At 65.3% G+C, this 21,524-nt stretch carries 19 protein-coding genes; 6 read left to right on the top strand and 13 right to left on the bottom strand.

Translation table 11 applies throughout. The annotated features are described in order from the left end of the window. Positions 1-218: 218 nt before the first annotated feature. On the top strand, positions 219-1,730 hold the full coding sequence (locus QW868_RS17595; RefSeq protein WP_315738600.1) for an ATP-binding protein: 1,512 nt from the start codon (positions 219-221) through the stop codon (positions 1,728-1,730). A 45-nt stretch (positions 1,731-1,775) separates the two neighbouring features. Here QW868_RS17595 and QW868_RS17590 read toward each other — a convergent pair whose 3' ends face one another. Beyond that, positions 1,776-3,905, bottom strand: coding sequence for a phosphocholine-specific phospholipase C (locus QW868_RS17590; protein WP_315811680.1), 2,130 nt, complete (start codon positions 3,903-3,905; stop codon positions 1,776-1,778). 277 nt (positions 3,906-4,182) lie between these two features. Here QW868_RS17590 and QW868_RS17585 point away from each other — a divergent pair, with 277 nt between their 5' ends. Further along, positions 4,183-5,775, top strand: a complete 1,593-nt coding sequence (locus tag QW868_RS17585) for an ATP-binding protein (protein ID WP_315738603.1) — start codon at positions 4,183-4,185, stop codon at positions 5,773-5,775. Positions 5,776-6,624: 849 nt separating this feature from the next. On the opposite strand, the gene QW868_RS17580 is transcribed toward QW868_RS17585, so the two are convergent. Continuing rightward, entirely contained in the window at positions 6,625-7,029 is a 405-nt protein-coding gene (locus QW868_RS17580) for a VOC family protein (RefSeq protein WP_315738604.1), read from the bottom strand. A 103-nt stretch (positions 7,030-7,132) separates the two neighbouring features. On the opposite strand from QW868_RS17580, the gene QW868_RS17575 reads away from it, so the two are divergent. After that, positions 7,133-7,615 (top strand): MarR family transcriptional regulator, encoded by a 483-nt coding sequence (locus QW868_RS17575; protein ID WP_315738605.1) that lies wholly within the window; start codon positions 7,133-7,135, stop codon positions 7,613-7,615. A gap of 182 nt (positions 7,616-7,797) precedes the next feature. Here the strand turns inward: QW868_RS17575 and QW868_RS17570 are convergent, their stop codons facing one another. Together QW868_RS17570 and QW868_RS17565 are read right to left on the bottom strand one after the other, a co-directional pair. Continuing rightward, a complete protein-coding gene (locus QW868_RS17570) occupies positions 7,798-8,976 on the bottom strand; it encodes a cytochrome P450 (RefSeq protein WP_315811679.1) in 1,179 nt (392 codons plus the stop codon). 90 nt (positions 8,977-9,066) lie between these two features. Next, positions 9,067-9,858 (bottom strand): helix-turn-helix transcriptional regulator, encoded by a 792-nt coding sequence (locus QW868_RS17565; RefSeq protein ID WP_315811678.1) that lies wholly within the window; start codon positions 9,856-9,858, stop codon positions 9,067-9,069. A 177-nt stretch (positions 9,859-10,035) separates the two neighbouring features. On the opposite strand from QW868_RS17565, the gene QW868_RS17560 reads away from it, so the two are divergent. Further along, positions 10,036-11,181 carry an ABC transporter substrate-binding protein gene (locus QW868_RS17560; protein ID WP_316231056.1) on the top strand — a complete coding sequence of 382 codons (1,146 nt, stop codon included), beginning with the start codon at positions 10,036-10,038 and terminating at the stop codon, positions 11,179-11,181. Between the two features lie 308 nt (positions 11,182-11,489). On the opposite strand, the gene QW868_RS17555 is transcribed toward QW868_RS17560, so the two are convergent. From QW868_RS17555 to QW868_RS17535, 5 genes are all read right to left on the bottom strand, one after another. Continuing rightward, positions 11,490-13,124: a GMC family oxidoreductase gene (locus QW868_RS17555; protein WP_316231055.1), complete on the bottom strand. Its 1,635-nt coding sequence runs from the start codon at positions 13,122-13,124 to the stop codon at positions 11,490-11,492. Between the two features lie 63 nt (positions 13,125-13,187). After that, positions 13,188-13,781, bottom strand: coding sequence for a GNAT family protein (locus QW868_RS17550; protein ID WP_316231054.1), 594 nt, complete (start codon positions 13,779-13,781; stop codon positions 13,188-13,190). A gap of 183 nt (positions 13,782-13,964) precedes the next feature. Further along, a complete protein-coding gene (locus QW868_RS17545) occupies positions 13,965-14,891 on the bottom strand; it encodes an SMP-30/gluconolactonase/LRE family protein (RefSeq protein WP_315796681.1) in 927 nt (308 codons plus the stop codon). 159 nt (positions 14,892-15,050) lie between these two features. Continuing rightward, on the bottom strand, positions 15,051-15,890 hold the full coding sequence (locus QW868_RS17540) for an AraC family transcriptional regulator (protein WP_315738613.1): 840 nt from the start codon (positions 15,888-15,890) through the stop codon (positions 15,051-15,053). A 78-nt stretch (positions 15,891-15,968) separates the two neighbouring features. Then, positions 15,969-16,346 carry a hypothetical protein gene (locus tag QW868_RS17535; protein ID WP_316231053.1) on the bottom strand — a complete coding sequence of 126 codons (378 nt, stop codon included), beginning with the start codon at positions 16,344-16,346 and terminating at the stop codon, positions 15,969-15,971. 134 nt (positions 16,347-16,480) lie between these two features. On the opposite strand from QW868_RS17535, the gene QW868_RS17530 reads away from it, so the two are divergent. Then, complete coding sequence (locus tag QW868_RS17530) at positions 16,481-16,753, top strand: hypothetical protein (RefSeq protein ID WP_315718054.1); 273 nt, start codon at positions 16,481-16,483, stop codon at positions 16,751-16,753. Positions 16,754-16,776: 23 nt separating this feature from the next. Here the strand turns inward: QW868_RS17530 and QW868_RS17525 are convergent, their stop codons facing one another. The 3 genes from QW868_RS17525 to QW868_RS17515 form a co-directional block, all read right to left on the bottom strand. Beyond that, positions 16,777-17,253: an HXXEE domain-containing protein gene (locus QW868_RS17525; RefSeq protein ID WP_315738615.1), complete on the bottom strand. Its 477-nt coding sequence runs from the start codon at positions 17,251-17,253 to the stop codon at positions 16,777-16,779. A gap of 308 nt (positions 17,254-17,561) precedes the next feature. Continuing rightward, positions 17,562-17,996: a cupin domain-containing protein gene (locus tag QW868_RS17520; protein ID WP_315775946.1), complete on the bottom strand. Its 435-nt coding sequence runs from the start codon at positions 17,994-17,996 to the stop codon at positions 17,562-17,564. 350 nt (positions 17,997-18,346) lie between these two features. Beyond that, positions 18,347-19,000: a glutathione S-transferase family protein gene (locus QW868_RS17515; RefSeq protein WP_316177122.1), complete on the bottom strand. Its 654-nt coding sequence runs from the start codon at positions 18,998-19,000 to the stop codon at positions 18,347-18,349. A 190-nt stretch (positions 19,001-19,190) separates the two neighbouring features. Between QW868_RS17515 and QW868_RS17510 the strand changes: the two genes are divergently transcribed. Then, positions 19,191-20,411 (top strand): polyhydroxyalkanoate depolymerase, encoded by a 1,221-nt coding sequence (locus QW868_RS17510; protein WP_316231052.1) that lies wholly within the window; start codon positions 19,191-19,193, stop codon positions 20,409-20,411. Here the strand turns inward: QW868_RS17510 and QW868_RS17505 are convergent. Continuing rightward, positions 20,401-21,435, bottom strand: a complete 1,035-nt coding sequence (locus QW868_RS17505) for an AraC family transcriptional regulator (protein WP_316231051.1) — start codon at positions 21,433-21,435, stop codon at positions 20,401-20,403. The genes QW868_RS17510 and QW868_RS17505 overlap by 11 nt on opposite strands. Positions 21,436-21,524 lie beyond the last annotated feature (89 nt).

Here is a 21,524-nt window from a genome sequence, read left to right as displayed (position 1 = left end):
TTTTTCGCCGCACAGTATCGCGAAATGCGCGCGGGCGCCAAGCACGGGCCCGAACGAGCGACAAGCGCATCGACGGGGAACTCGGCGGCGAGGCGGGTTCCATCTGTCCATCCACAGCCGATCTCGCAATTTGGGACAGTCCACCGCAAACGCTCGACGTGCGCGCCTGCGCTTGTTAAGCGCCAGCCTCTGCGTGAGGCGGGGTTGAGTCGGGGCACATGACGGTTGCGATCGAGATGGGGCAGACGGCGGCGGGATCGCCTGCAGCTCTCGACCTCGAGGAACTCCTGGCGACCCGGCTCCTGGTGCAGGGCAATTCCGGCTCCGGCAAGTCGCATCTCTTGCGCCGCCTGCTGGAGCAGAGCGCGCCCTGGGTGCAGCAGACGATCATCGATCCGGAGGGCGACTTCGTCACGCTCGCCGAGCGATTCGGCCATCTCGTGATCGCGGCCGAGGATCACACCGAGCGCGCGCTGCAGGTCGCCGGCGAACGGGCGCGGATGCATCGCGTCTCGACGGTCCTCAACCTCGAAGGCCTCGATGCCGAGAATCAGATGCGGCGCGCGGCCGCCTTTCTCAACGGCCTGTTCGAGATCTCCCGCGACCACTGGTACCCGATGCTCGTCGTGGTCGACGAGGCCCAGCTGTTCGCACCAGCCGTCGCGGGCGAAGTCTCCGACGAGGCCCGCAAGGCTTCGCTCGGCGCGATGACCAACCTGATGTGCCGCGGCCGCAAGCGCGGGCTGGCGGGGGTGATCGCGACGCAACGACTGGCGAAGCTCGCCAAGAATGTCGCGGCCGAGGCCTCGAACTTCCTCATGGGCCGCACCTTCCTCGACATCGACATGGCCCGCGCCGCCGACCTGCTCGGCATGGAGCGGCGCCAGGCCGAGGCGTTCCGCGACCTCGAGCGCGGCCAGTTCATGGCGCTGGGCCCTGCGCTGTCGCGCCGGCCGCTGGGCCTGCGGATCGGCCCGACTGACACCAAGCCGCGCAACGCGACGCCGCGGCTGATGCCGCTGCCGGAGGCCTCGCTCGAGGACGCCCGCGCGGTGATTCTCGCCGCACCGCCGCCCGAGACGAACGCGAGGCCGCAGCGCAAGCCGCAGCCCGAGCTGCTCGACCAGTTGATGGCGGCGAAGTCCGCCGCGCTCGAGCTGCGCCCCGAACCGCCGGCGCCCGCCGTCAGCGAGGAGGAACTCGCCGAGCGCCGCGCCCGTGTCGAGCGCGTGCTGCGCGCCGTGCTGGCCGAGCCCGACGCCGGCTTCCGCGCCGTCGGCGTGCTCTATCAGGAGTTCGTCGTCCGCTGCCGCATCGAGGGGCTGGGCACGGCGGTGCCCGACCTCAACGAGTTCCGCCGTATGCTGACGCGCGCCCGCGCGGGGCTCGGCGGCGACGAGACGGCCGACGACGCCGGCTGGCGGGACGTCACGCTGCGCGCCTCGCTGCTCCCAGAGGACATGCAGGGCGTGTTCATGATGATCGCCCGCGCCGCCAAGGACGGCCGCCCCTGCCCGAGCGATGCCGCGATCGCCCGCGCCTATGGCTCGCACTCGTTGCGGCGGGCGCAGCGCCTGCTGACCTATATCGAGGACCAGGGCCTCATCGTCTGCCAGCTCGATGGCGCCGGCCGCCGCATCGTCACTTTGGTCGAACTCGCCTGGGCCACCGCGCCGGGTGATCCCAATGCCGACGACGCCGAGCAAAGTCTCGTCACCTCATCATCTTGAGGATGCGCCCGGATCGCTCCGGGCGCATCCCGATATCGTTCGCGATCAGGTCGCGGCGATCCTGCCCATCGCCGGGTCGCTGATGCTGGGCCGGCCGTTCTCGACATGACCCGCGAGCTGCCAGTTGAAGTTGGCATCGGTATCAGTCGTGACCGTCAGATCGTACCAGCCATGGGTCTGCTGCAGGCGAACCCGCGTCTCGAGCCGCTGTCCGCGCTGCAGGCGGTGCCGCTCGCTGCGTCCCGTATAGTTGTCGGCCAGCGTCACGACGCAGCTCGCCCCCTTGTTGGTGAGCGCGATCGCAAGGCTGCGCGAATCGTCGCCATCGTCCCAATCGCAGAGATGGACGGTGTCGACATCGACCAGCGCGGCGGTGGTGGCGACGCCGCCCTTGAAGTGGCGGAAGAAGCCGTTCGGCCCGTACACCGACAGATCGTACTGGCCGGCGCTGGCCGCAAGGTCCCATGCGCCCCGCAGCGACTTGCCGGCCTCGACGGTGTAGCTCCACGGTCCGGCCGCGGTGTTGCCGGAGCGGACGTGGAAGCAGACGCCCGCCTGCCCCGGATTGACGAAGCGGATCGCAAACGTCCTGTGCGCGGCGTCGGCATCGCCGTCGACGCGGAGATCGTAGGGCAGCGCGCGCGCCGGGCGAATGCCAGGCTCCTGCTGCGGCATCACCTGCTTGGCCGGCGGAACCGGGTGATAGTCGTCGAAACGCGCACCGGAGGTGATGTCCGCGACCGGCGGCTTGAAGCCGGCCGTGCTCGGCAGCGGCGCCATGCCTTCGTTGGGCGAGGTGAAGTTGAACGCCGAGGTGAGATCGCCGCACACCGCGCGCCGCCAGGCCGGGATGTTGCTCTCGAACAAATCAGGCGCCTTGTGATGGAAGCGGCGCTCGATGAAGCGGATCACCGAGGTGTGATCGAACACTTCCGAGCACACGAAGCCGCCGCGCGACCACGGCGACACCACCAGCATCGGCACGCGCACGCCAAGGCCGTAGGGACCAGCCACGTGGCTGCCGTCGCCGGCGAAGAGGTCCGTGCTGACATCGACGGTCGACTGGCCCCAGGCCTGCGACATCGCCGGATACGGGCCGACGGCATGGTCGAAGAATCCGCCGCCCTCGTCGTAGTTGATGATCAGCGCGGTCTTGCTCCACAGTTCCGGATTCGACGTCAGGATGTCGAGCACCTTGGAGATGTACCAGGCGCCCGGCCCCGGCAGCCAGTTCGGATGCTCGCTGAACGCTTCGGGAGCTGCGATCCACGACACCTGCGGCAGCGTGCCGTTGCGCACGTCGTTGCGCAGCCCGTCGAACAGGTTCTCGAACGTGCCGCCCTTGGCGATGTTGCTGCCGCGCAGCGCCTTCTCGTACAGCGGACTGCCCGGCTGCGAGTTCTGATACTGGTGGAAATACAGCAGCGAGTTGTCGCCGTAATTGCCGATCCACGGATTCTGGGTCCAGCCCCAGAAGCCTTCCGCCGTCAGGCCGAGACCGATGTCCTGGTAGACCTTCCAGGAAATGCCGGCCTTCTCCAGCCGCTCCGGGAACGTGGTCCAGTCGTAGCCGGCTTCCGCATTGGTGATGACCGGGCCGCCGCCCTTGCCGTCGTTGCCGTCCCAGCCGGTCCACAAGTAGTAGCGATTCGGATCCGTCGGGCCCATCACCGAGCAGAAATACGAATCGCACACCGTGAAGGCGTCCGCGAGCGCATAGTGCCAGGGCAGATCCTGCCGATTCATGCAGGTCATCGTCGTGGTGCCCTTGTTAGCGATCCACTTGTCGTAATTGCCGTTGTTCCAGGCCTTCTGGCCGTCGTTCCAGCCATGCGCCACGTCCTCGACATAGACCTGGCCGGCATTGTCGACGCGGAACGGCATCACCGATCCCGTGCCGCCCGGCTGCTGCCACACCGGGTTGCCGTTCGGCAGCTTCACGGCGCGCGGATCGTTGAAGCCGCGCACGCCGCGCATCGCGCCGAAGTAATGATCGAAGGCGCGGTTCTCCTGCATCAGCACAACGATGTGCTTGACGTCCTCGATGCTGCCGTGGCGGTTGAACGCCGGAATGGCATGCGCGCGCTCGATGCTCTGGCCGAGGGCCGCGGTCGCAGCCGACGCTCCGAGCAGCCGCAGGAACTCGCGCCGGTTGTGCGCGATCGTGTTCGACATCTCGTTCATTCCCCATGGTGATGACGGTGTCGAGCGACTTAGGTCGGCGCGTTAACAGCCGCGTGACCGGCCGGTAAAGGATGTGTGGCAGGCTTTTGACCCCGCGCGGCGGTGCGGCATTCGCGGCGGCGCGAAGGCGCCCTGCCGCGATCCGCGTCAAAGCCGCCATTGCCCTTGCGCCAGAGGCGAAAAGCTGAATGATCCGTTCGGGTTGAGACGACGACAGGCCGGGCCGCCCCCGGGTTTGGCGCGTTGCGTTTTTGAGGATGATTTGCATATGCCGACGTTGACGGTGCAAGCGGCGGGTCTGCAGGGAGCGCCGGTATGGATATGGCTGCAGGTCGTGTCCAACGGACTGGTCGCCAGCGCCTTCTTCACCATCGCCTTCGTGGTCGGCACGTTTCTGCGGCGGCGTTGGCGCGACGTGATGTTCCGCGGCATCGTCGGGGCGCTTGCGACCTTCGTGGCCGTCGTCGGGGTCACGCGCCTGCTGGCGATCGTCGATCTCTGGGTGCCGACCTCGACCATCACGGGCCTCATCAACATCTTTCTTGGCGTCACCTCGATCGGAATCATCGTCGTCATGATCAAGATGCTGCCGCAGCTTCTGGTGCTGCCGACGCGCATCACCTTGCAGAAGGCCTATGCGCAGCTCGAGGAGGAGATCCGCCAGCGCCGCGCCGCGGAGGCGATGGTGCGACGATTCCAGGAGATCGAGGCCAACGAGGCCCAGGTCCGTCAGGCACAGAAGATGGAGGCGATCGGCCAGCTCACCGGCGGCGTCGCGCACGACTTCAACAACATCCTGACCGTCATCACCGGGACGATCGAGATCCTCGCCGATGCGGTCAAGGACAAGCCCCAGCTCGCCGGCATCGCCGGCATGATCAGCGCCGCCGCCGAGCGCGGCGCCGATCTGACCCGGCACCTGCTTGCCTTCTCGCGCCGCCAGCCGCTGCAGCCCCGCGCCACCGACATCAATGCGCTCGTCGTCGAAGCCGGCCGTCTGCTGCGGCCGACGCTCGGCGAGCAGATCGAGATCGAATCGATGCTGGCCCATGACAGCGCGCCGGCGCTGATCGATCCGAGCCAATTGTCGACGGCGATCCTCAACCTCGCGCTCAACGCGCGCGACGCGATGCCGGACGGCGGCAAGCTGACCTTGGAGACCAAGAACGTCACGCTCGACGAGCACTACGCGCAACTGAACCGCGACGCCAAGCCCGGAAGCTACGTCATGATCGCGGTCAGCGACACCGGCCAGGGCATTCCCGCCCCGCTGCTCGACAAGGTGTTCGAGCCGTTCTTCACCACCAAGGACGTCGGCAAGGGCTCGGGCCTCGGCCTCAGCATGGTCTATGGCTTCGTCAAGCAGTCGAACGGCCACGTCAAGATCTACAGCGAGGAAGGCCACGGCACGACGGTCAAGCTCTATCTGCCGCGGGCCGCGAGCGCGCCGGAGCCGCCGGCGGCCGAGCCTGGCCGGCCGGCTGTCGCACAGGGCGACGAGACCATCCTGATCGTCGAGGACGATGCGCTGGTGCGCGACTACGTCGTGGCTCAGGTGCGCCGTCTCGGCTATCGCACGCTCGCCGCGAGCAACGCCGCCGAGGGCCTGGCGCTGATCGACAATCCGGAACGGATCGACCTGCTGTTCACCGACGTCATCATTCCAGGCGGCATGAACGGCCGCCAGCTCGCGATCGAGGCCGAGAAGCGCCGTCCCGGGCTGAAGGTGCTCTACACATCGGGCTACACGGAGAACGCGATCGTGCATCATGGGCGGCTCGATGCCGACGTGCTGCTGCTCGCCAAGCCCTACGTCAGCGCCGATCTTGCGCGCATGATCCGCACTGCGCTGGAGGCGTAAGGCTGACATCGGTCGTTGCGGTCGCGATCCGACATCTGATCGACGTTTCCAACAGCCCATCCTCGCCATGTCTGTCATCACCCGCGAAGCCAGGCGTGACGGCGGAGCTTGTAGAGCTCATGCTGATCTCACATCCGCCCATTCTGCTCATGAGTACACGCTCTCGCAGCTGATGAGGCCCGAGTGATGCGGCGGTCACGTCCCTCCCGAACAACGAGAGGGCGCAGGGAAGGCCGGGAGCTCGCCGCCCCCATGGCCCCCGTGCGGAAAGAATGCACGGGGCAGGAACCACAGGTTCGGCCGAGACATCCCGGCCTTCCCTGCGCGATGGCTCTACGAATTATACGTGATCTCCCTGGGGATCGGCTGTCTTGCCCCCATCGTCCGCGCGTGCCGTCAAGCAACGACCGCGGACTTGACCTCAGCGTCGAGAGGCCAGGACCACACGACTTCTCCGTACGCGCCGACTGCGCTCGTCTGGCGCAGCCATCACGTCCATCGCCCCCCACCTCCACGTATCGTGACGACGCGTACGTCCCTCTGCACGAGGCGGGTTGGCAGGAGATAAGCACACTTTCCGAAAAAGCGAAAGGAAAATTTTGTTGCGTGCGCGGGATGCCGGACTGCCTGGAAGCTCACGCCAGGATGAAAGCAGCGCCGCTCACCCAGCAAGGCGTCGCTGCGGCTCCTCGGCGCCATCAGGCCTGTATTCGAGCAGGTCGCCCGGCGGGAGACATCCTCGGCTCAGGACCTATTGAATTGCTTGCGGGACAAGGGCGGCTCGATTCACTGGCACCCCAAGGAGACGCCGGCATGAGTGATCTGTGCTTATGGGGTAATCTTCCACGTTTAGGTGTTTGCTGACGAGTTCATCCACACGATTTCCCAAACGTAGCCATCCGGGTCTTCAATGTGGCGGTTGTACATGAAGCCGAGATCCTGAGCTGGGTTGGGATCGGCGCGTCCGCCCGCAGCAACAGCGCGAGTTAGGGTTGCATCAACGGCATCGCGGTCGGCGACCGTAAGGGCGAACATAGCCTGACTCTCGCGTCGAGCGTCGCCGATCGGGCGTTTGGTGAATTCGCGATATTGATCGTGGGTCAGCAGCATCACACCGATCGTGTTCGTGAACATGAGGGACGTCGAGCTTTCGCCGGAAAACTGTGAGTTCACCGCCCCACCAAGGGCAACGTAGAATGCTGTCGACGCGGCGAGATCTCTCACGGGGAAGTTCACCAAAATCATGTTGGGCATCGCTTTCCTTCCAAGACCTATGAGGCCAAGCTGTCGCCTCGCCTCATAGCGGTAGTCCAAATGTATCTTAATATCAAGATACTTTATCGAAAGACACTTGCCCATGGATCGTGCCGAGATCGCTTCAAAACAATGGGCTCGCGAGCGCCCTGATCTTCCAACGCTGCCTGTAGAGCTCGTGGGGCGTTTGCTTGACGCCGCCGCACGGGTGATCCGCGACCACATGAACCCATTGCTCGCAGAAGCAGGGCTACAGGTTGGCGAGTTTGACGTCCTCACGCCCCTCAGGCGCGCCGGTGAGCCCTATATGCTTTCACCGACCCAGCTCTATGAAGCGGCAATGATCTCTTCAGGCGGCATGACGAACCGCCTCGATCGGTTGGAGCGCGCCGGATTGGTCGAACGATACCCCGATCCCAATGACCGACGTGGCAGGCAAATTGCCTTAACCCCTGCCGGCAAGCGCGCGATCGACGATCTGATCGGTCCAATGGTGGCCCTGGAGGCACGATTGATTTCCGTCCTGACACCGGCGGAACAGAAGACGCTCAACGCTCTTCTCAAGAAATTGCTCACCGGCCTCTAGGTCGTTTTGGCACCTCAGCCTTCACCTATCACCTGGGACGACTGCTTCACGCTGGCCGCGAGCTATGTGATCTCGTCCAACTACGCGGTTGCGGGTGCCGACACAATCTCGAGATTCCGGGTTCAAGGCCTACGGCCTTGCCCCGGAATGTCGATGGTCGCGACGCAAGAGGATTGCGTCCGTCAATTCGGCCCCGCGTTCCAGGTCACCGGCAGATTCAGCAGGCCACGGAAGGCCCAGCCGCCGATGCGCACGGGCTCGGTGTTTCGGAGCCTCAGGTTCGGCAGTCGCGCAAACAGCGTCGGCAATGCGACCTCGGCAATCATCGCCCGCGAGGCCCAGGCGCCGGCGCAGAAATGCGGACCGGCGCCGAAGGCGATGCTCTTGGAGACGTCGCGGCGGATGTCGAAGCGATCCGGCCCGGAAAAATGCGTCTCGTCGCGGTTGGCCGAGCCGAACATCAGGAACACGCGCTCCTCCGGCTCGAAGGCGACGTCGCGAATCGTCCAGGGCTTGGCGATCCGCCGGGGCGACATGCCGATCGGCGAGATCCAGCGGGCATATTCCTCGAATACCTGCAGCCAGCGCACCTCGCCATTGAGGGCCAGCGCAAGCTGATCGGGATGCGTCAGCAGCGCCCATACCGTGCCGGCGATCGCATCGCGCGGCTCGTTCTGGCCACCCGAGATGGCGAGCTTGATGTTGGCGCGGATGCTCTCCATCGGCATTTGCGTGGCAAGCATCACGCCAAGCAGGCTCTGGTTCGGGGTCTTCTCCAGCACCGGCAGCATGTCGTCGATGGCGGCGTCGATGCCGGCAGTCGCGGCGTTGCAACGCGCCTCGACCGCGGGATCGGCGGTGTAGTTGGCGATGCCGTCGATCATCGCCTGCGACCACGCATTCATGTCCTGAAAGCGCATGTTGGTGAGGCCGGTGATCAGCTTCAGGCACTCGGCCGAGAACGGCAATGCGAAGTCGCGGACGAGGTCCACGTCGGCGGTGGGATCGAGCGCGTCGATCAGCCGGTCGGCATGGGCCTGGAACTGCGCCAGCCAGTGCACCCGCACGGCCCGCGGCGACACCGCCGGCGCGATCGCCTGGCGCTCGGCCATGTGCGCCGCGCCATCCTTGCGCATCATGTTGTGGCCCATCAGCCGGTTCATCAGGCCCTGCGGCTGATGCGAGCTGAAGACGTCGATCTGCTTCTCGGACACGAAGATGTCGTCGCGACGGCACAACAGCGTACTGCCGAGCTGCGGCACGAAGGCGATCGGCGCCTCCTGGCGCATGCGCGCCAGCGCCGGATAGGGATCGGCCCAGAAGGTGGCGGTATCGATATCGAAGCGCGGTGCTGTGCTCACTCTCGGTCTCCGGTCTGACGGCGCAGGCTAGCTGCACGCTCCGGCAACGTCTGTCCCGGCGATGGGTGACAGCAGGCGCGCCCTCCTCGCTCAGTTCAGCGGCCGCGGTGTCGCCATCAGGCGGAGGGCGATCGCAAACAGCTCGTTCTGCGAGGCGATGCCGAGCCTTTCATAGGCGCGCTTGCGATAGGTGAAGACGGAGTTGAGGGCGATGCCAAGATCCCCGGCGATCGCCTCGGAGGTGAAGCCTTCGAGGATGCGACGGCAGACGTCCTTCTCCCGCGCGGTCAGCACCGACAGCGGTCCGCCGGCGGCAAACAACGAAGCAAATTTGTCGGCCGGGTCCATTGCGGCGGCGCGATCCTGGCAATGACGCGCGACGATGGCCCCCACGATCGGGGCGACCGCGGCGATGCGCTGGCGCTCGTGGGGCTCAAAACCGCCTTGCACAGCGGTGCGATAGAAGTTCACGTAGGTGCAGTGCTCGCCGACCCAGATCGCGGTGGCGGCCTTGTCGACGATCTCGGAATCTTCGAAGAACAGCTTGCGGTAGCCCTTCGGGTACATGCGGCGCGCGAAATTCGGCAGCAGGATGTAGCGCGCGTCCGCGCGCCTGCGGAAGATCGTGTCCCGGTTTGGATCGGCCGTGTGGAAATGCTCCGAATAGGCCGCGCCGAGATCAGGCCCGATCGCGATGTTCCCCGTGCTGAGCAGGCAGCGCGCCGAGCGCTGGTTCTCGAAGGTGAACACCATGCAGTGGCCGACATCGGCAACGGTGCGCAGCGTCTCGATCAGGACTTGCGGAAACTCGGGCTGTCCGATCGCGAGCACCATCGCGCCGACGGCGCCGGCCGCCTCGATGCCAGGCCCCTGAGCCTCCATGCGTTCCTCCCGGATCTCTTTGTTCGCTGAAACCTAGCAGCAACCCGCCCTGGCTGGAAGCGCCGCCCCGCGTCACCAACCACGGGGACAGACACGAGGCCGCCAGTCCGGCTACGCTCATTGGCCAAAGTCTCGGCCAGTCAACGCGCCGAGCACGCTCAACGGGGAGGAACCACGATGAGAGCCGCGCTCATGGCGATCGGAATTGCTGCAACGATGGCTTTCGGCTCGCCCGCGCGCGCCGACATCAAGGTCGGTATCGTGGTGTCCGCAACCGGGCCCGGCTCGGCGCTCGGGCAGCCGCAGATCAAGGCGGTAGCTGCGCTGCCGAAGGAGATCGGCGGCGAGAAGATCGTCTATATCGCGCTCGACGACGAATCCGACAGCGTGAAGGGATTGCAGAACGCGCGCCGGCTGGTGATCCAGGATGGTGTCGACGTCATCATCGGCTCGTCGCTGACGCCGGTCACCATGCCGATGCTCGACGTCGCGCTCGAAAGCAGGACGCCGCTGCTGTCGCTGGCGGCCTCGACCGCGATCGTGCAGCCGATGGACGACAAGCGCAGATGGGCATTCAAGGTCGTGCCCAATGACGACATCATGGCCGCGGCGATGCTCAAATACATCGCCAAGAGCGGGGTGAAGTCACTCGGCTTCATCGGCGTGTCCGACGGCTATGGCGAAGGCTACTATCAGGAGGTGACAAAGCTGGCGCCGAAGCTCGGGCTCACGGTGACCACCCACGAGGTCTATGCCCGCGGCGACACCAGCGTCACCGGCCAGGCGCTCAAGGTGATCGCCACCAATCCGGACGCGGTGTTCATCGCCTCGGCCGGCACGCCGGCCGTGCTGCCGCAACAGGCGCTGCGCGAGCGCGGCTATGCGGGGAGGATCTTCCAGACCCACGGCGTCGCGACGCAGGAGTTCATCAAGCTCGGCAAGGAGAATGTCGAGGGTGCGGTGTTCGCCGGCGAGGCCTTTTCGATCGCCGACGATCTCGCCGCTGAGGATCCGTTCCGCCGTGCCAATGACGAATTCGTGTCAGCCTATCAGGCCGCCAATGGCGACAAGCCCAACATCTTCGCCGCACATCTGTGGGACACCGCCACGCTGCTCAAGCGCGCCATCCCCGGCGCGTTGAAGGCGGCCAAGCCGGGCACCGCAGAGTTTCGCGCCGCGCTGCGCGACGAGCTGGAGCGCGGCAAGGACGTCTATCTCAACAACGGTCTCTCCAACATGAGCCCGACCGACCACAACGGCTACGACGAGCGCTCGGCGTTTCTGATCAAGGTCGAGGGCGGGAAGTTCAGGCTGGTGAAGTAGTCAAGCTCGTGATCGGAAGTATAGTCTGCCGCGCAGGCGGTGCACTCCCCTCCCCCTTGCGGGGAGGGGTCGGGGGTGGGGGTCCACGAGTCCCGCTGTCAATGATGTGCGATTGAACGCGCGCGAGACAGACTAAATCGTAGAGGGCGAAGTCAATGCTCACGCCGAAGCCCATCTGCCGAACGTGAGCTTGCAACTTAGTTCAGCGCCCGGGGACCCCCACCCCCGACCCCTCCCCGCAAGGGGGAGGGGGCGCACTGGTCGTGCGGCACGACACGGGCTCGAACGATAAGCGGCGACGGCCCCAACTACGCCGGCAGCCTCTCCCCCACCGGCGCCTTGCCCAAAATCAGATCCGCCGCCTTGTCGCCGATCATCAAGGTCGCAGCGTTGAGGTTGGCGGAGATCATGCGCGGCATGATCGAGGCATCGGCGACGCGCAGGCCCTGAAGGCCGTGGACGCGGAGCTGGTCGTCGACGGTGGCCCAGGTCGACTCCGCCGGGCCCATGCGGCAGGAGCAGCCGGGGTGGAAGGTGGTGGTGGCGCGCTGCGTCGCCGCGGCCAGGAGCTCATCGTCGCTCTGCACCTTCGGGCCGGGGAAATCCTCGTAAGCGTAGTATGGCGCGAGCGGCGCCGAGGCCAGCAGGCGACGCGCCAGCTTCATGCCGGCGACGACGACGCGGCGATCGAGCTCGGCGGTGAGATAGTTGGTCTGGATCAGCGGCTGATCGAACGGATCGGCCGAGCGCAGCCGCACGTAGCCGCGGCTCTCCGGGCGCTGCTGCCACGACGCGACCGTCATGCCGGGCTCGTCCTCGAGCTGGCCCTGCACACCCTCCTTGTAGCTCGCCGGCGTGAAGGTGAGCTGCAGATCGGAGCTTTCGGCGGTCTCGCCGGAATGCCAGAAGCAGTAGACCATGGTCGGCGACAGCGACAGGATGCCGCGCCGCGTCACCGCCCATTTCAGCGCCTCGCCCCACAGATTGAGGCCGCGCGCGAGCTCGTTGACGGTCTTGATGTTCTTGACGCGCGCGACGGTGCGCGGCGCGTAGTGGTCCTGCAGGCCCTCGCCGACGCTTCGGAGTGCATGACACACCTCGATGCCGTGCTCCTGCAGCAGCTCGGGCGCGCCGATGCCGGACAGCTGCAGCAGCTGCGGCGAGTTATAGGCGCCGCCGGACAGGATCACCTCCTTGCGCGCGCGCACCTCGACCGGCACGCCGCCGCGCCCGCCGCGGTGATAGCGCACGCCGACCGCGCGCTTGCCGTCGAGCATGACGCCGGTGGCATGGGCATGAGTGCGGACCTCGACGTTCGGCCGCTTGCTGGCCGGACGCAGGAACGCGGTCGCCGACGACACGCGGCGGCCGTTCTGGATGGTGCGCTGGACGTAGGACACGCCTTCCTGGATCGCGCCGTTGTAGTCGGGGTTGCGCGGGATGCCGAGCGAGACGGCGCTATCCATGAAGGCCTCGCACAGCGTGTCCTTCCACTCCATGGTGGTCACGATGAGCTTGCCGTCGCGGCCGCGATATTGATCCTCGCCGGCGCCGATACGCTTCTCCATGCGCTTGAAGTGCGGCAGCACGTCGGAATAGCTCCAGCCGCGATTGCCCATCTGCGCCCAGGTATCGAAATCCTGGCGCTGGCCGCGATTGTAGACATGGCCATTGATCGAGGAGGAGCCGCCGAGCGTCTTGCCGCGCGGCGCGTAGATGCTGCGCCCCGCCGTGTACGGTCCCGGCTCCTGCTGATAGCCCCAGTTGATGCTCTTCATGTAGAAGGTCTTGATGAAGCCGGCCGGCAGATGGATGTAGGGGTGCCAGTCGCGTGGCCCCGCCTCCAGCACGCACACCGTGACCTGGGGGTCCTCGCTGAGGCGGCTCGCCAGCACGCAGCCGGCAGAGCCGGCGCCCACGATCACATAGTCGAAGGTATCCATCTGGTCGTTCGTCCCGGTCTCGTCATCGTCCGCCGCGCCAGGCGGCAAGCGGCCATAGCGCGATCAGCGCGGCTTGTCATTCAATTGGTAGTCGAGATGCGCCTTCACGGTCGGCCATTCGGCCGCGGTGATGCTGTAGACGACGGTATCCCGCAGCGTGCCGTTCGGCGCGATCTGGTGGCTGCGCAGGATGCCGTCCTGCTTGGCGCCGAGTCGCTCGATGGCGCGCCGGCTCTGGTGGTTGAAGAAATGCGTGCGGAACTCGACCGCGATGCAGTTCATCGCCTCGAAGGCGTGCGCCAGCAGCAGCCTCTTGCACTGCGTGTTGAGCGCGCTGCGCTGCACCCGCTTCGCATACCAGGTCGAGCCGATCTCGACGCGGCGGTTGGCGGCATCGACGTTCATGTAGGTGGTCATGCCGGCGACGCGGCCGTCGGCGTCGAGCACCGTGAACGGCTGCATGCTCCCCGCCGCTAACAGGCCGAGCCGGCGTTCGATCTCCTTGGCCATGGTCTCGGGTTTCGGAACTGCGGTGTACCACAGCTTCCACAATTCGCCGTCGCTGACGGCCTCGACCAGCGCGTCGTGATGATCGGGCGACAGCGGCACGAGGCTGGCGTGGGAGCCGCGGAGGGTGACCGGTTCGAGAAAGGGCATTTGACACTCCTTCCCCTCATCCTGAGGAGCAGCGCGCAGCGCTGCGTCTCGAAGGATGAGGCCGAGGTCGGGCCTCATGGTTCGAGACGCGCCTACGGCGCTCCTCACCATGAGGAGCAATTCCGAGAACGTTCTACGTTGCTCGTTATCATCCGCGCAGCGTCATGACGATGCCCAGCTGTCCTACTTGTTCAGAAAATTCAGCGGCAGGCCCGGCCGCGGCCAGTCCATCGCCACCAGCTCACCCCTGCCCGACAGCGTGATGTAGGCCGTCTTCAGCTCGGGACCGCCGAAGGCAATGTTGGTCGTGACGCGGTCACCGGTCGGCACCTGCTCGACCAGCGTCCCGTCGGGCGCGATCACGCTGATGCAGCCGGTCACCAGCGTGGCGACGCAGACATTGCCGTTCGCCTCGACCGCGAGCGAATCGAACATCTGGTAGCCGCCGAGGCCCGCGATCGGCCGGCCGCGCTCGCCGCGATAGATCACCTCGCGCGGCTTCACGGTGCCGGGCTCGGCGAGATCGTAGGCCCAGAGACGCGCGGTCGGCGTCTCCGCGATGTAGACGGTCTTCTCATCCGGCGACAGCCCGATGCCATTGGCCGGCAGGATGCCGTGGACGGCCTCGACGATCTCGCTCATGCCGGGCTTGAGATAATAGAACGCGCCGACATCCATGTCGCGGGCGCGGCGCTTGCCGAGATCGGAGAACCACAGGCCGCCATGGCGGTCGAATACGAGGTCATTCGGCCCGCGCAGCTCATGCTCGCCGCAGCGGCTGACCACGGTCTCGATCTTGCCGCTCTGCAGATCGACGCGCTGGATCGAGCCGCCGAGATAGTCCTCGGGCTGCGGGCCCGGCATGATCATCTTGCCGGTCGGAATCCAGGAGAAGCCACCATTGTTGCAGATGTAGATCTTGCCGTCGGGCCCGAGGGCTGCGCCGTTCGGCCCGCCCGGAATCTGCGCCACGACCTCCTTGCGTCCGTCGGGAAACACCCGCGTCAGGCGCTTGCCGCGGATCTCGACCAGCACCACCGAGCCGTCGGGCATCACCACGGGCCCTTCCGGAAATTCCAGATCGGTGGCGAGCACGCGCATGTCGGACATCGGACGACCTCCCGCTTTCGTCGCCGCGCTGCGGCGCATTGTTGTTAGGCGTGAGGTTATCGCAAACGTGCCGCTGCTTGCCAAGCAATCGGCGGGGTCCGGCGCCGCAGGGCTGGCCTGCAGCGTCTCGACACAAATCCGGGGCGCCTCCGGCGGAGGTCAGCGAATCACCGGAACCCAGATCTCGAACCCGCCATCACCGGTCCTCGGATCGAAGCGCTGATCGTAGCGTTCGAAGCTCGGTGCGTCGGCGACCGTGCAGCCCGATTGCGGCAGCCAGTGATTCCAGATCGTGTTGACGGTGCGGCGGATGGTCGAGACGTGGCCCGGATGGGCGAACACGGCAAAGGTCGCGGCGGGAATCCGAACCTTGGCGAAGCTGCGCGGCAGGTCGGAGAAGTCGGTCACCGCGACTCCTGCCACGTAGTCGAAATTTCCGGCATCGTCGCCGTTGCAGCAGACACCGTAGGCGACATCTCCGATGCGAGCCGGGATCTCGTGCACCACCTGGTGGAAGCGCTGCCACAGCGCCGGAATACCGGCCCCATTGTCGTGGCTGAAGCGTTCGGAGACGCCCGCCACGAGCAGGGGCTTGGCCGTCACGAAGCGCGGGGCGGCGAGATCGTCGAGCGGGGTCTGGTCCATCATGATCGGCTCCTGAAGCGGAAGGCCATCGAGGCATGGGTTGGCGCGCACCGATTCCGGCGTGACGCCGAACTGGTCGCGGAACGCGCGCGTGAACGCTTCGTGGGAGCCGTAGTCCGCCTCAAGCGCGAGACTGAGAATGTCGGGTGCGCCAGAGGCCAGAGCCCGTGCCGCCTCGCTGAGACGGCGCAGCCTGACATAGCGCATCACCGAGACGCCGGTCGCCGCCGCGAACGCGCGCACGATGTGGAAGCGCGACACGCCAGCGATGGCCGCCACGTCATCCAACGTCAACGGCGCCGACAGATGACTCTCGATGAACCAGAGTGCCTTCTGGGCCGGGTTGGTGGACACGCTTCTCTCCTATCGAAGCGCCCGATCCTGCGCGCGGAGATCCACGTGCGCTTGATCGTTATTGCGCTGCGGACCGTGCTATTTGCTGGTCGGCTTCGCCGGCGCCGCGTCCTTGGCAGCCGGCGCATCGGCCTTCTTCCTCAGCTCGTCCGCGAGCTTCGCCTGGGACGCCTTCAGCTCGTCGATCAGACCCTGCTGCGAGATCAGCGCGGCCTTCAGCGCCTGGATCTGGCGATTCGCCGCATCGAGCTTCTGCTGCTGATCGAGCGATTGCTTGGTCATGGTTTTCTGCAGGAAATCGATATTGCTCTGCAGACATGATGTCCGTCGATCCATCGCCTTTTCTGCAGTGCAGATTTCGATGCCCGGAATATCCTGCGCATGTCCGGCAGAACTCACACATAACGCGAGCACGCTCGCGGCAAAGATGATTCGCGCGGCAACGAATTTTCGCATCACAATTTTCTCATTTGCTTGCCCAACACATGATTTTGCGTGGAACTGACGGAGTTTCCTGATTGATACCATACTGAGACCTCAATCGCGCATTGAAGTTCCGGCCGGGACCCGTTTTTAGGGAGATGGACAGAATGGCTACGCGCGAAAAACGGCTGGCGCAATTCGACGGCAGCGGTGAGCCACCGCCGGGGCAGACGGTCGAGGTGCTGTGCGAAGATCACAGCGGCACCTATCAACTTCCGTTCCCCTGTTTCTACATTGATGGCAAATGGCACAACAAGGAATCCGGCGGCGCGCTCGAAGCCACTGTCATCGGCTGGCGCTTCCCGCGCGCTCGATTTGATGAGCGCAACGGACGCCGTCCGCAGCCGAGCTTCGTTGCCGATCGCGCTTCGTCTTATTGATTACACCGGGCCCTGAGTTCTGCTCAGGGCCGGTCTTGCCGAAAATACGGTTTCGAACGCAGATTGAGCATCACGACCGGATAGGCCATCAGCAGCGCGCCGGTGACGACCGCAAGGACAGCCGTTCCAACGTCGAGCACACCGTCACCCCACGCCCGCCGCCACATCGCAATTGCGATCGGAAAGAACAGAATCAGCGCCGTCGCCAGCCCCGGCGAGAATCTGCCTCCACTGCGCAGGAACGGCAGAATGTGGAAGAAGATGGCGTTGATGATCATCAGCGCTGCGTAGGCGAGCGCGGCCGGCGGCCATGTCTCGGCAAGCTCTGCCTGCACCGCGCCGAGCACGACCACCAGCGCGTTCGTCACGTAGAAGTCGCTCCACTCGACCGGCAGCTTCATCACCGCACGCGCCCAATTGCGCCAATCGAACGTGTATTCCTCGAGAATATGCGCGCCATAGGCCGCGAGCGCGAGCCAAGCCAATGTGGTCAAGGTCATGATCGATGCTCCCCTCGCGGGTGATGGACCGGCGCCGGATCGGTCGCAAGGGGCAATGTAGAGCACCAAGGCGCGAGACAGGCAGCGCGCGTGCCGTGTTTCAAAATGCGACGGCGCTGCCTTGCAGTCTTAATCCTTGGAACGCTGCTGGAACGAATCGCGTCCGAATCGGATGCCGCATCTGGTGCGCGATCTGTTCACGCTAGATGTCGGACACAATGGAGACGACGCACCACATCGTGAGGAGAAGCCTCCGGCCGCATGCCGCAACCGGATGCTAAAGATTAACGGAGAAGGAGCTCAGGCGTTCAGGTCCACGGCGTGACCGGGGGCACGTTGTCGGTCGCCGGCGGCATCTCGACCGTCTTGAAGTCGGCCGGGCTGACGATCTCCATATATTCCATGTCAGGGGAATAATCGTAGAGGTAGTGCACGATGCCGGGACGCTGGTGCACAACGTCGCCGGCCTTCACCAGGGTCGGCTTGTCCTCGTACATGAAGCGGGCCCAGCCCTTCATCATGATGACGATCTGGAAATCGCAATCATGGCGATGCCAGCCGGTGCCATCCACCGGCGGACAATCCGGATTGGCCTTGACGAGGTGGCAGATCACCTGCCCGCCGGTGGCGTCGGCGATGCCCAGATCGCGATACAGGAAGAAGTCGCGCAACCCGCCGCCCGTGTAGGCGGTGTCGTCGGGCTTCACGTGCGAGAACTTGGTCACCACTGCATGCTGGTTCATGACGGCCTCCACCGGTTGATCCCGACATCGGCGACCGTTGCGGCCCATCGATCGGCCACAGAGGCCACCACGTCCGAAAGCGGATTGTGCCATGCGAAAACCACGCCACGCCCCGTTTGCAACGCAAAGATCGGCAGGCCAGGCGCGCCTTCGCGGGCCGAACCGATTGCCAACAACCGGGTTTTGACCGACGCCACACGGCAATGGTGACGTGCTGACAGCTCACGCCACGCGCCGCGAAGACGCAGATCCGGCTTCAAATTGAGCAGCACCTGCCCGTGGCATGAGCCGTTCTCGCCGGAGCCGGCGGCTGCAAAGTGCCGCGGGCACGGGCCGCTGACGGCAGGACCCTAGTACTCGACCTCCAGCTCCTCGATCTCCTCTGGCTCGGCCTTGGCGGCCTCGATCCATTGCTGCATCTCCGGCAGCGCCATGATCAGGTCGGCATAGGCCCTGAGCTGCGGCTCGAGCTTCACGTCATAAGTCACGAACCGCGTCACCACCGGCGCATACATCGCATCCGCCATGCCGCGCTGACCGAACAGAAATGGGCCGCCGGATCTGTCCAGGCAGTCGCGCCAGATCGCCCAGATGCGGTCGATGTCGGCCTGCGCCCGCGTCCAGACCTTGAAGCCCGGAAAGCGACCCTTGAGATTGACCGGCAGCGACGCCCGCAGGGTCGTGAAGCCGGAATGGATCTCGCCCGAAATCGAGCGGCAATGCGCGCGCTGAATGCGGTCGGCAGGCAGTAGGCCCGCCTCCGGAAAGGTCTCGTTGAGATACTCGCCGATCGCCAGCGTATCCCAGATCGTCGCACCATCGTGGCGCAGGCACGGCACCAGGATCGAGGACGACAGCAGCAGGATCTCGGCGCGCGCCGATGCGTCGTCCGGACCGACCACGACCTCGTCGAAATCGAGCCCGGAAAATTTTGCGAGCAGCCAGCCGCGCAGCGACCACGACGAGTAATTCTTGCTGCTGATGGTCAACGTCGCTTTGGCCATGTCGCCCCTACCCTCTTGCCGCTTTGCCGCTTGTCGTTCGCCCATCGTGCCGCTCGTGCGAGCGGCATCATGCGCGGAGCCGGATACGTCGAGATTTCAGCGAGCAAGCGACATGCCAGTTTTTCAGGCAAGCCTCGGCCACTCTGGCTCCGATATTGCATACAGCAATGCATGTAATGGATCGGACGCGATGGCGCTGCTGTACCAAGCCTATCAGAACCACATGGACCTGACCGAGCCGTGGCGCCAGAGCGCAGCAGCCGCCATGCGCTATCTCAACCTGATCCCATCAGGGCTATCCAGCCGCGCCATGCGGCGTCTGTCCGCCGCGCTCGAGCTGATCTCCCGCGCGGCCTTGACCTACGCTCGCCCGGCGTATGGCATCGACAGCGTGACGGTCGGCAACCGCGAGCTCGCCGTCACCGAAGAGGTCACGTTCAAGACGCCGTTCGGCTCGCTCCTGCACTTCAAGAAGGACGCTGCGCCGGATCAGCCCAAGGTGCTGCTGGTCGCACCGATGTCCGGCCATTTTGCCACGCTGCTGCGGGGCACCGTGAAGACGCTGCTGCAAGACCACGACGTCTATATCACAGACTGGCACAATCCGCGCGACATCCCGCGCGATCATGGCCGCTTCGGGCTGGAAGACTACACCGATCATCTCATCAGTTTTCTCAGCCAGCTCGGTCCGCGGTCGCACATGGTGGCGATCTGCCAACCGTCGGTCTCCGCGCTCGCGGCCACCGCCGTGATGTGCGAGGACAACCATCCGTCGCGCCCCGCCACCTTGACCTTGATGGCCGGACCGATCGACACGCGGATCCAGCCGACCAAGGTCAACGAGTTCGCCAAGAGCAAGCCGATCGACTGGTTCGAGGACAACCTGATCCACTACGTGCCCTTCCAGTGCAGGGGCGCCTTCCGCAAGGTCTATCCGGGCTTCGTGCAGCTCACGGCCTTCGTGTCGATGAATCTCGAGCGCCATGTGAAACAGCACATGGATCTCGCCAATCATCTCGCCAAGGGTGAGGTCGAGAAGGCGGAGACCATCAAGACGTTCTACGACGAGTATTTCGCGGTCATGGACCTTCCCGCCGAGTTCTACATCGAGACCGTGCGCGACGTGTTCCAGGAGCATCTGCTGCCGCAGGGCAAGCTGATGCATCGCGGCCGTCCCGTCGATCCGAAAGCCGTGCGGCGCATCGGCCTGATGACGGTGGAAGGCGAGCGCGACGACATCTGCTCGATCGGACAGACGCTCTCGGCGCAGGACATCTGCACCAATGTACGTGCCTATCGCCGCGTCCATCACATGCAGGCCGGCGTCGGCCATTACGGCGTGTTCAGTGGCAAGAAGTGGAATACCGAGATCTATCCGCTGCTGCGGGATTTCGTGCACGTCAATTCGTGAAGCGGCCGCGTTGCAGTGTCGCCGACGGCGCCTCCCCGAACTTGTCGCGATAGGCACCCGCCATCCGCCCGAGATGGGTGAAGCCGAGGTCGAAGGCGATGTCGATGATCCGCGCCTCCGGCGGAGCCGCCATCAATTGCGCATTGAGCCGCGCCAGCCGGATGTCGAGCAGCATGTCGGAGATCGACATCCCGAAATGGCGGCGAAAGCCGCCCTGCAGCGCCCGGATCCCCACTCCTGACGACGCCGCGAGTTGTGCCAGATCGAGCGGTTCGGCTGCGTGCGCTGCCAGGAGATCACGCGCCCGGCGGACGGCCTGCGGCAGCGTCTCGACCCGGCCGGAATGCAGCCTGATCGCCTCCGCCAGGCCATTGCCCGGCTGCTCGAACAGAATGTCCAGCAGCGTCTCGCGCCAATTGGCTGCCGCAACCGATGGCAGGCCGCGCCCACCGCCGAGACGCTCGGCGAGGTCGGCGAGCGCAAGCATGTGAGCCCGGAGCCGCGAGCCATGACATCCCGACAGCGCGATCGCGGGATCGAATTCGATCGGTTGCACCGCGCGCCCGGACAGCGCGGCGGCGCGCTGTTCCACGAGACGGCGGTCGAGCAACAGGATCAACTGAGCGCAAGCGTCCCAGACCATCCGCGTGGGCAATGTCGGCGACAGCAGCGATGCTGCATGGTCTGGCGCCGTGGCGACCTCGCCGGCCCCGGCGAAAACCCGCGCGGTCCCCGCCAGCGGAAGCTGCAGCAGGAAGAAGCGGTCGAGACAGCCGGGATCGATGGTTACCGCACCGCCATAGGCGACGTAGTTGATGGAAAAGCCATCGAATGCCGCACAATTATGCAGAGCCAGGAAATCGCGCGCAGTATCGGCCTCCGGTTGCAGCCCATGCGGACAGAAGATGCGGCCTATTTGTTCAGCGGCCTCATCGACATCGTGCGTTGCAACACGGCCATAGGCTGTAAGCCGCGGCTCAGCCGGTGACTTCCAACTACGATCAGCGGCTGCACCTGCAGTCATGGCCTACATCGTCCGTCGAGATCGTTTGAAACCTATAATAATTAGCAACTGACGTCGAGAGATTCGTTTTCTGGATAGACTTGGCGTCG

This window comes from Bradyrhizobium sp. SZCCHNR1051, from assembly GCF_032489615.1.
Taxonomy (GTDB): Bacteria; Pseudomonadota; Alphaproteobacteria; order Rhizobiales; family Xanthobacteraceae; genus Bradyrhizobium.
Note: the sequence above shows the minus strand (reverse complement) of the source record. Positions and strands in the feature narration are given on the sequence as shown.

Bases quoted from the DNA above. Each gene is read 5' to 3' on its own strand.
- QW868_RS17535 (WP_316231053.1), bottom strand. From the start codon at position 16,346: ATGCGAAAATTCGTTGCCGCGCGAATCATCTTTGCCGCGAGCGTGCTC.
- QW868_RS17585 (WP_315738603.1), top strand. From the start codon at position 4,183: ATGCCGACGTTGACGGTGCAAGCGGCGGGTCTGCAGGGAGCGCCGGTA.
- QW868_RS17560 (WP_316231056.1), top strand. From the start codon at position 10,036: ATGAGAGCCGCGCTCATGGCGATCGGAATTGCTGCAACGATGGCTTTC.
- QW868_RS17530 (WP_315718054.1), top strand. From the start codon at position 16,481: ATGGCTACGCGCGAAAAACGGCTGGCGCAATTCGACGGCAGCGGTGAG.
- QW868_RS17580 (WP_315738604.1), bottom strand. From the start codon at position 7,029: ATGCCCAACATGATTTTGGTGAACTTCCCCGTGAGAGATCTCGCCGCG.
- QW868_RS17525 (WP_315738615.1), bottom strand. From the start codon at position 17,253: ATGACCTTGACCACATTGGCTTGGCTCGCGCTCGCGGCCTATGGCGCG.
- QW868_RS17545 (WP_315796681.1), bottom strand. From the start codon at position 14,891: ATGTCCGACATGCGCGTGCTCGCCACCGATCTGGAATTTCCGGAAGGG.
- QW868_RS17555 (WP_316231055.1), bottom strand. From the start codon at position 13,124: ATGGATACCTTCGACTATGTGATCGTGGGCGCCGGCTCTGCCGGCTGC.
- QW868_RS17565 (WP_315811678.1), bottom strand. From the start codon at position 9,858: ATGGAGGCTCAGGGGCCTGGCATCGAGGCGGCCGGCGCCGTCGGCGCG.
- QW868_RS17505 (WP_316231051.1), bottom strand. From the start codon at position 21,435: ATGACTGCAGGTGCAGCCGCTGATCGTAGTTGGAAGTCACCGGCTGAG.
- QW868_RS17515 (WP_316177122.1), bottom strand. From the start codon at position 19,000: ATGGCCAAAGCGACGTTGACCATCAGCAGCAAGAATTACTCGTCGTGG.
- QW868_RS17510 (WP_316231052.1), top strand. From the start codon at position 19,191: ATGGCGCTGCTGTACCAAGCCTATCAGAACCACATGGACCTGACCGAG.
- QW868_RS17520 (WP_315775946.1), bottom strand. From the start codon at position 17,996: ATGAACCAGCATGCAGTGGTGACCAAGTTCTCGCACGTGAAGCCCGAC.
- QW868_RS17575 (WP_315738605.1), top strand. From the start codon at position 7,133: ATGGATCGTGCCGAGATCGCTTCAAAACAATGGGCTCGCGAGCGCCCT.
- QW868_RS17595 (WP_315738600.1), top strand. From the start codon at position 219: ATGACGGTTGCGATCGAGATGGGGCAGACGGCGGCGGGATCGCCTGCA.
- QW868_RS17550 (WP_316231054.1), bottom strand. From the start codon at position 13,781: ATGCCCTTTCTCGAACCGGTCACCCTCCGCGGCTCCCACGCCAGCCTC.
- QW868_RS17590 (WP_315811680.1), bottom strand. From the start codon at position 3,905: ATGTCGAACACGATCGCGCACAACCGGCGCGAGTTCCTGCGGCTGCTC.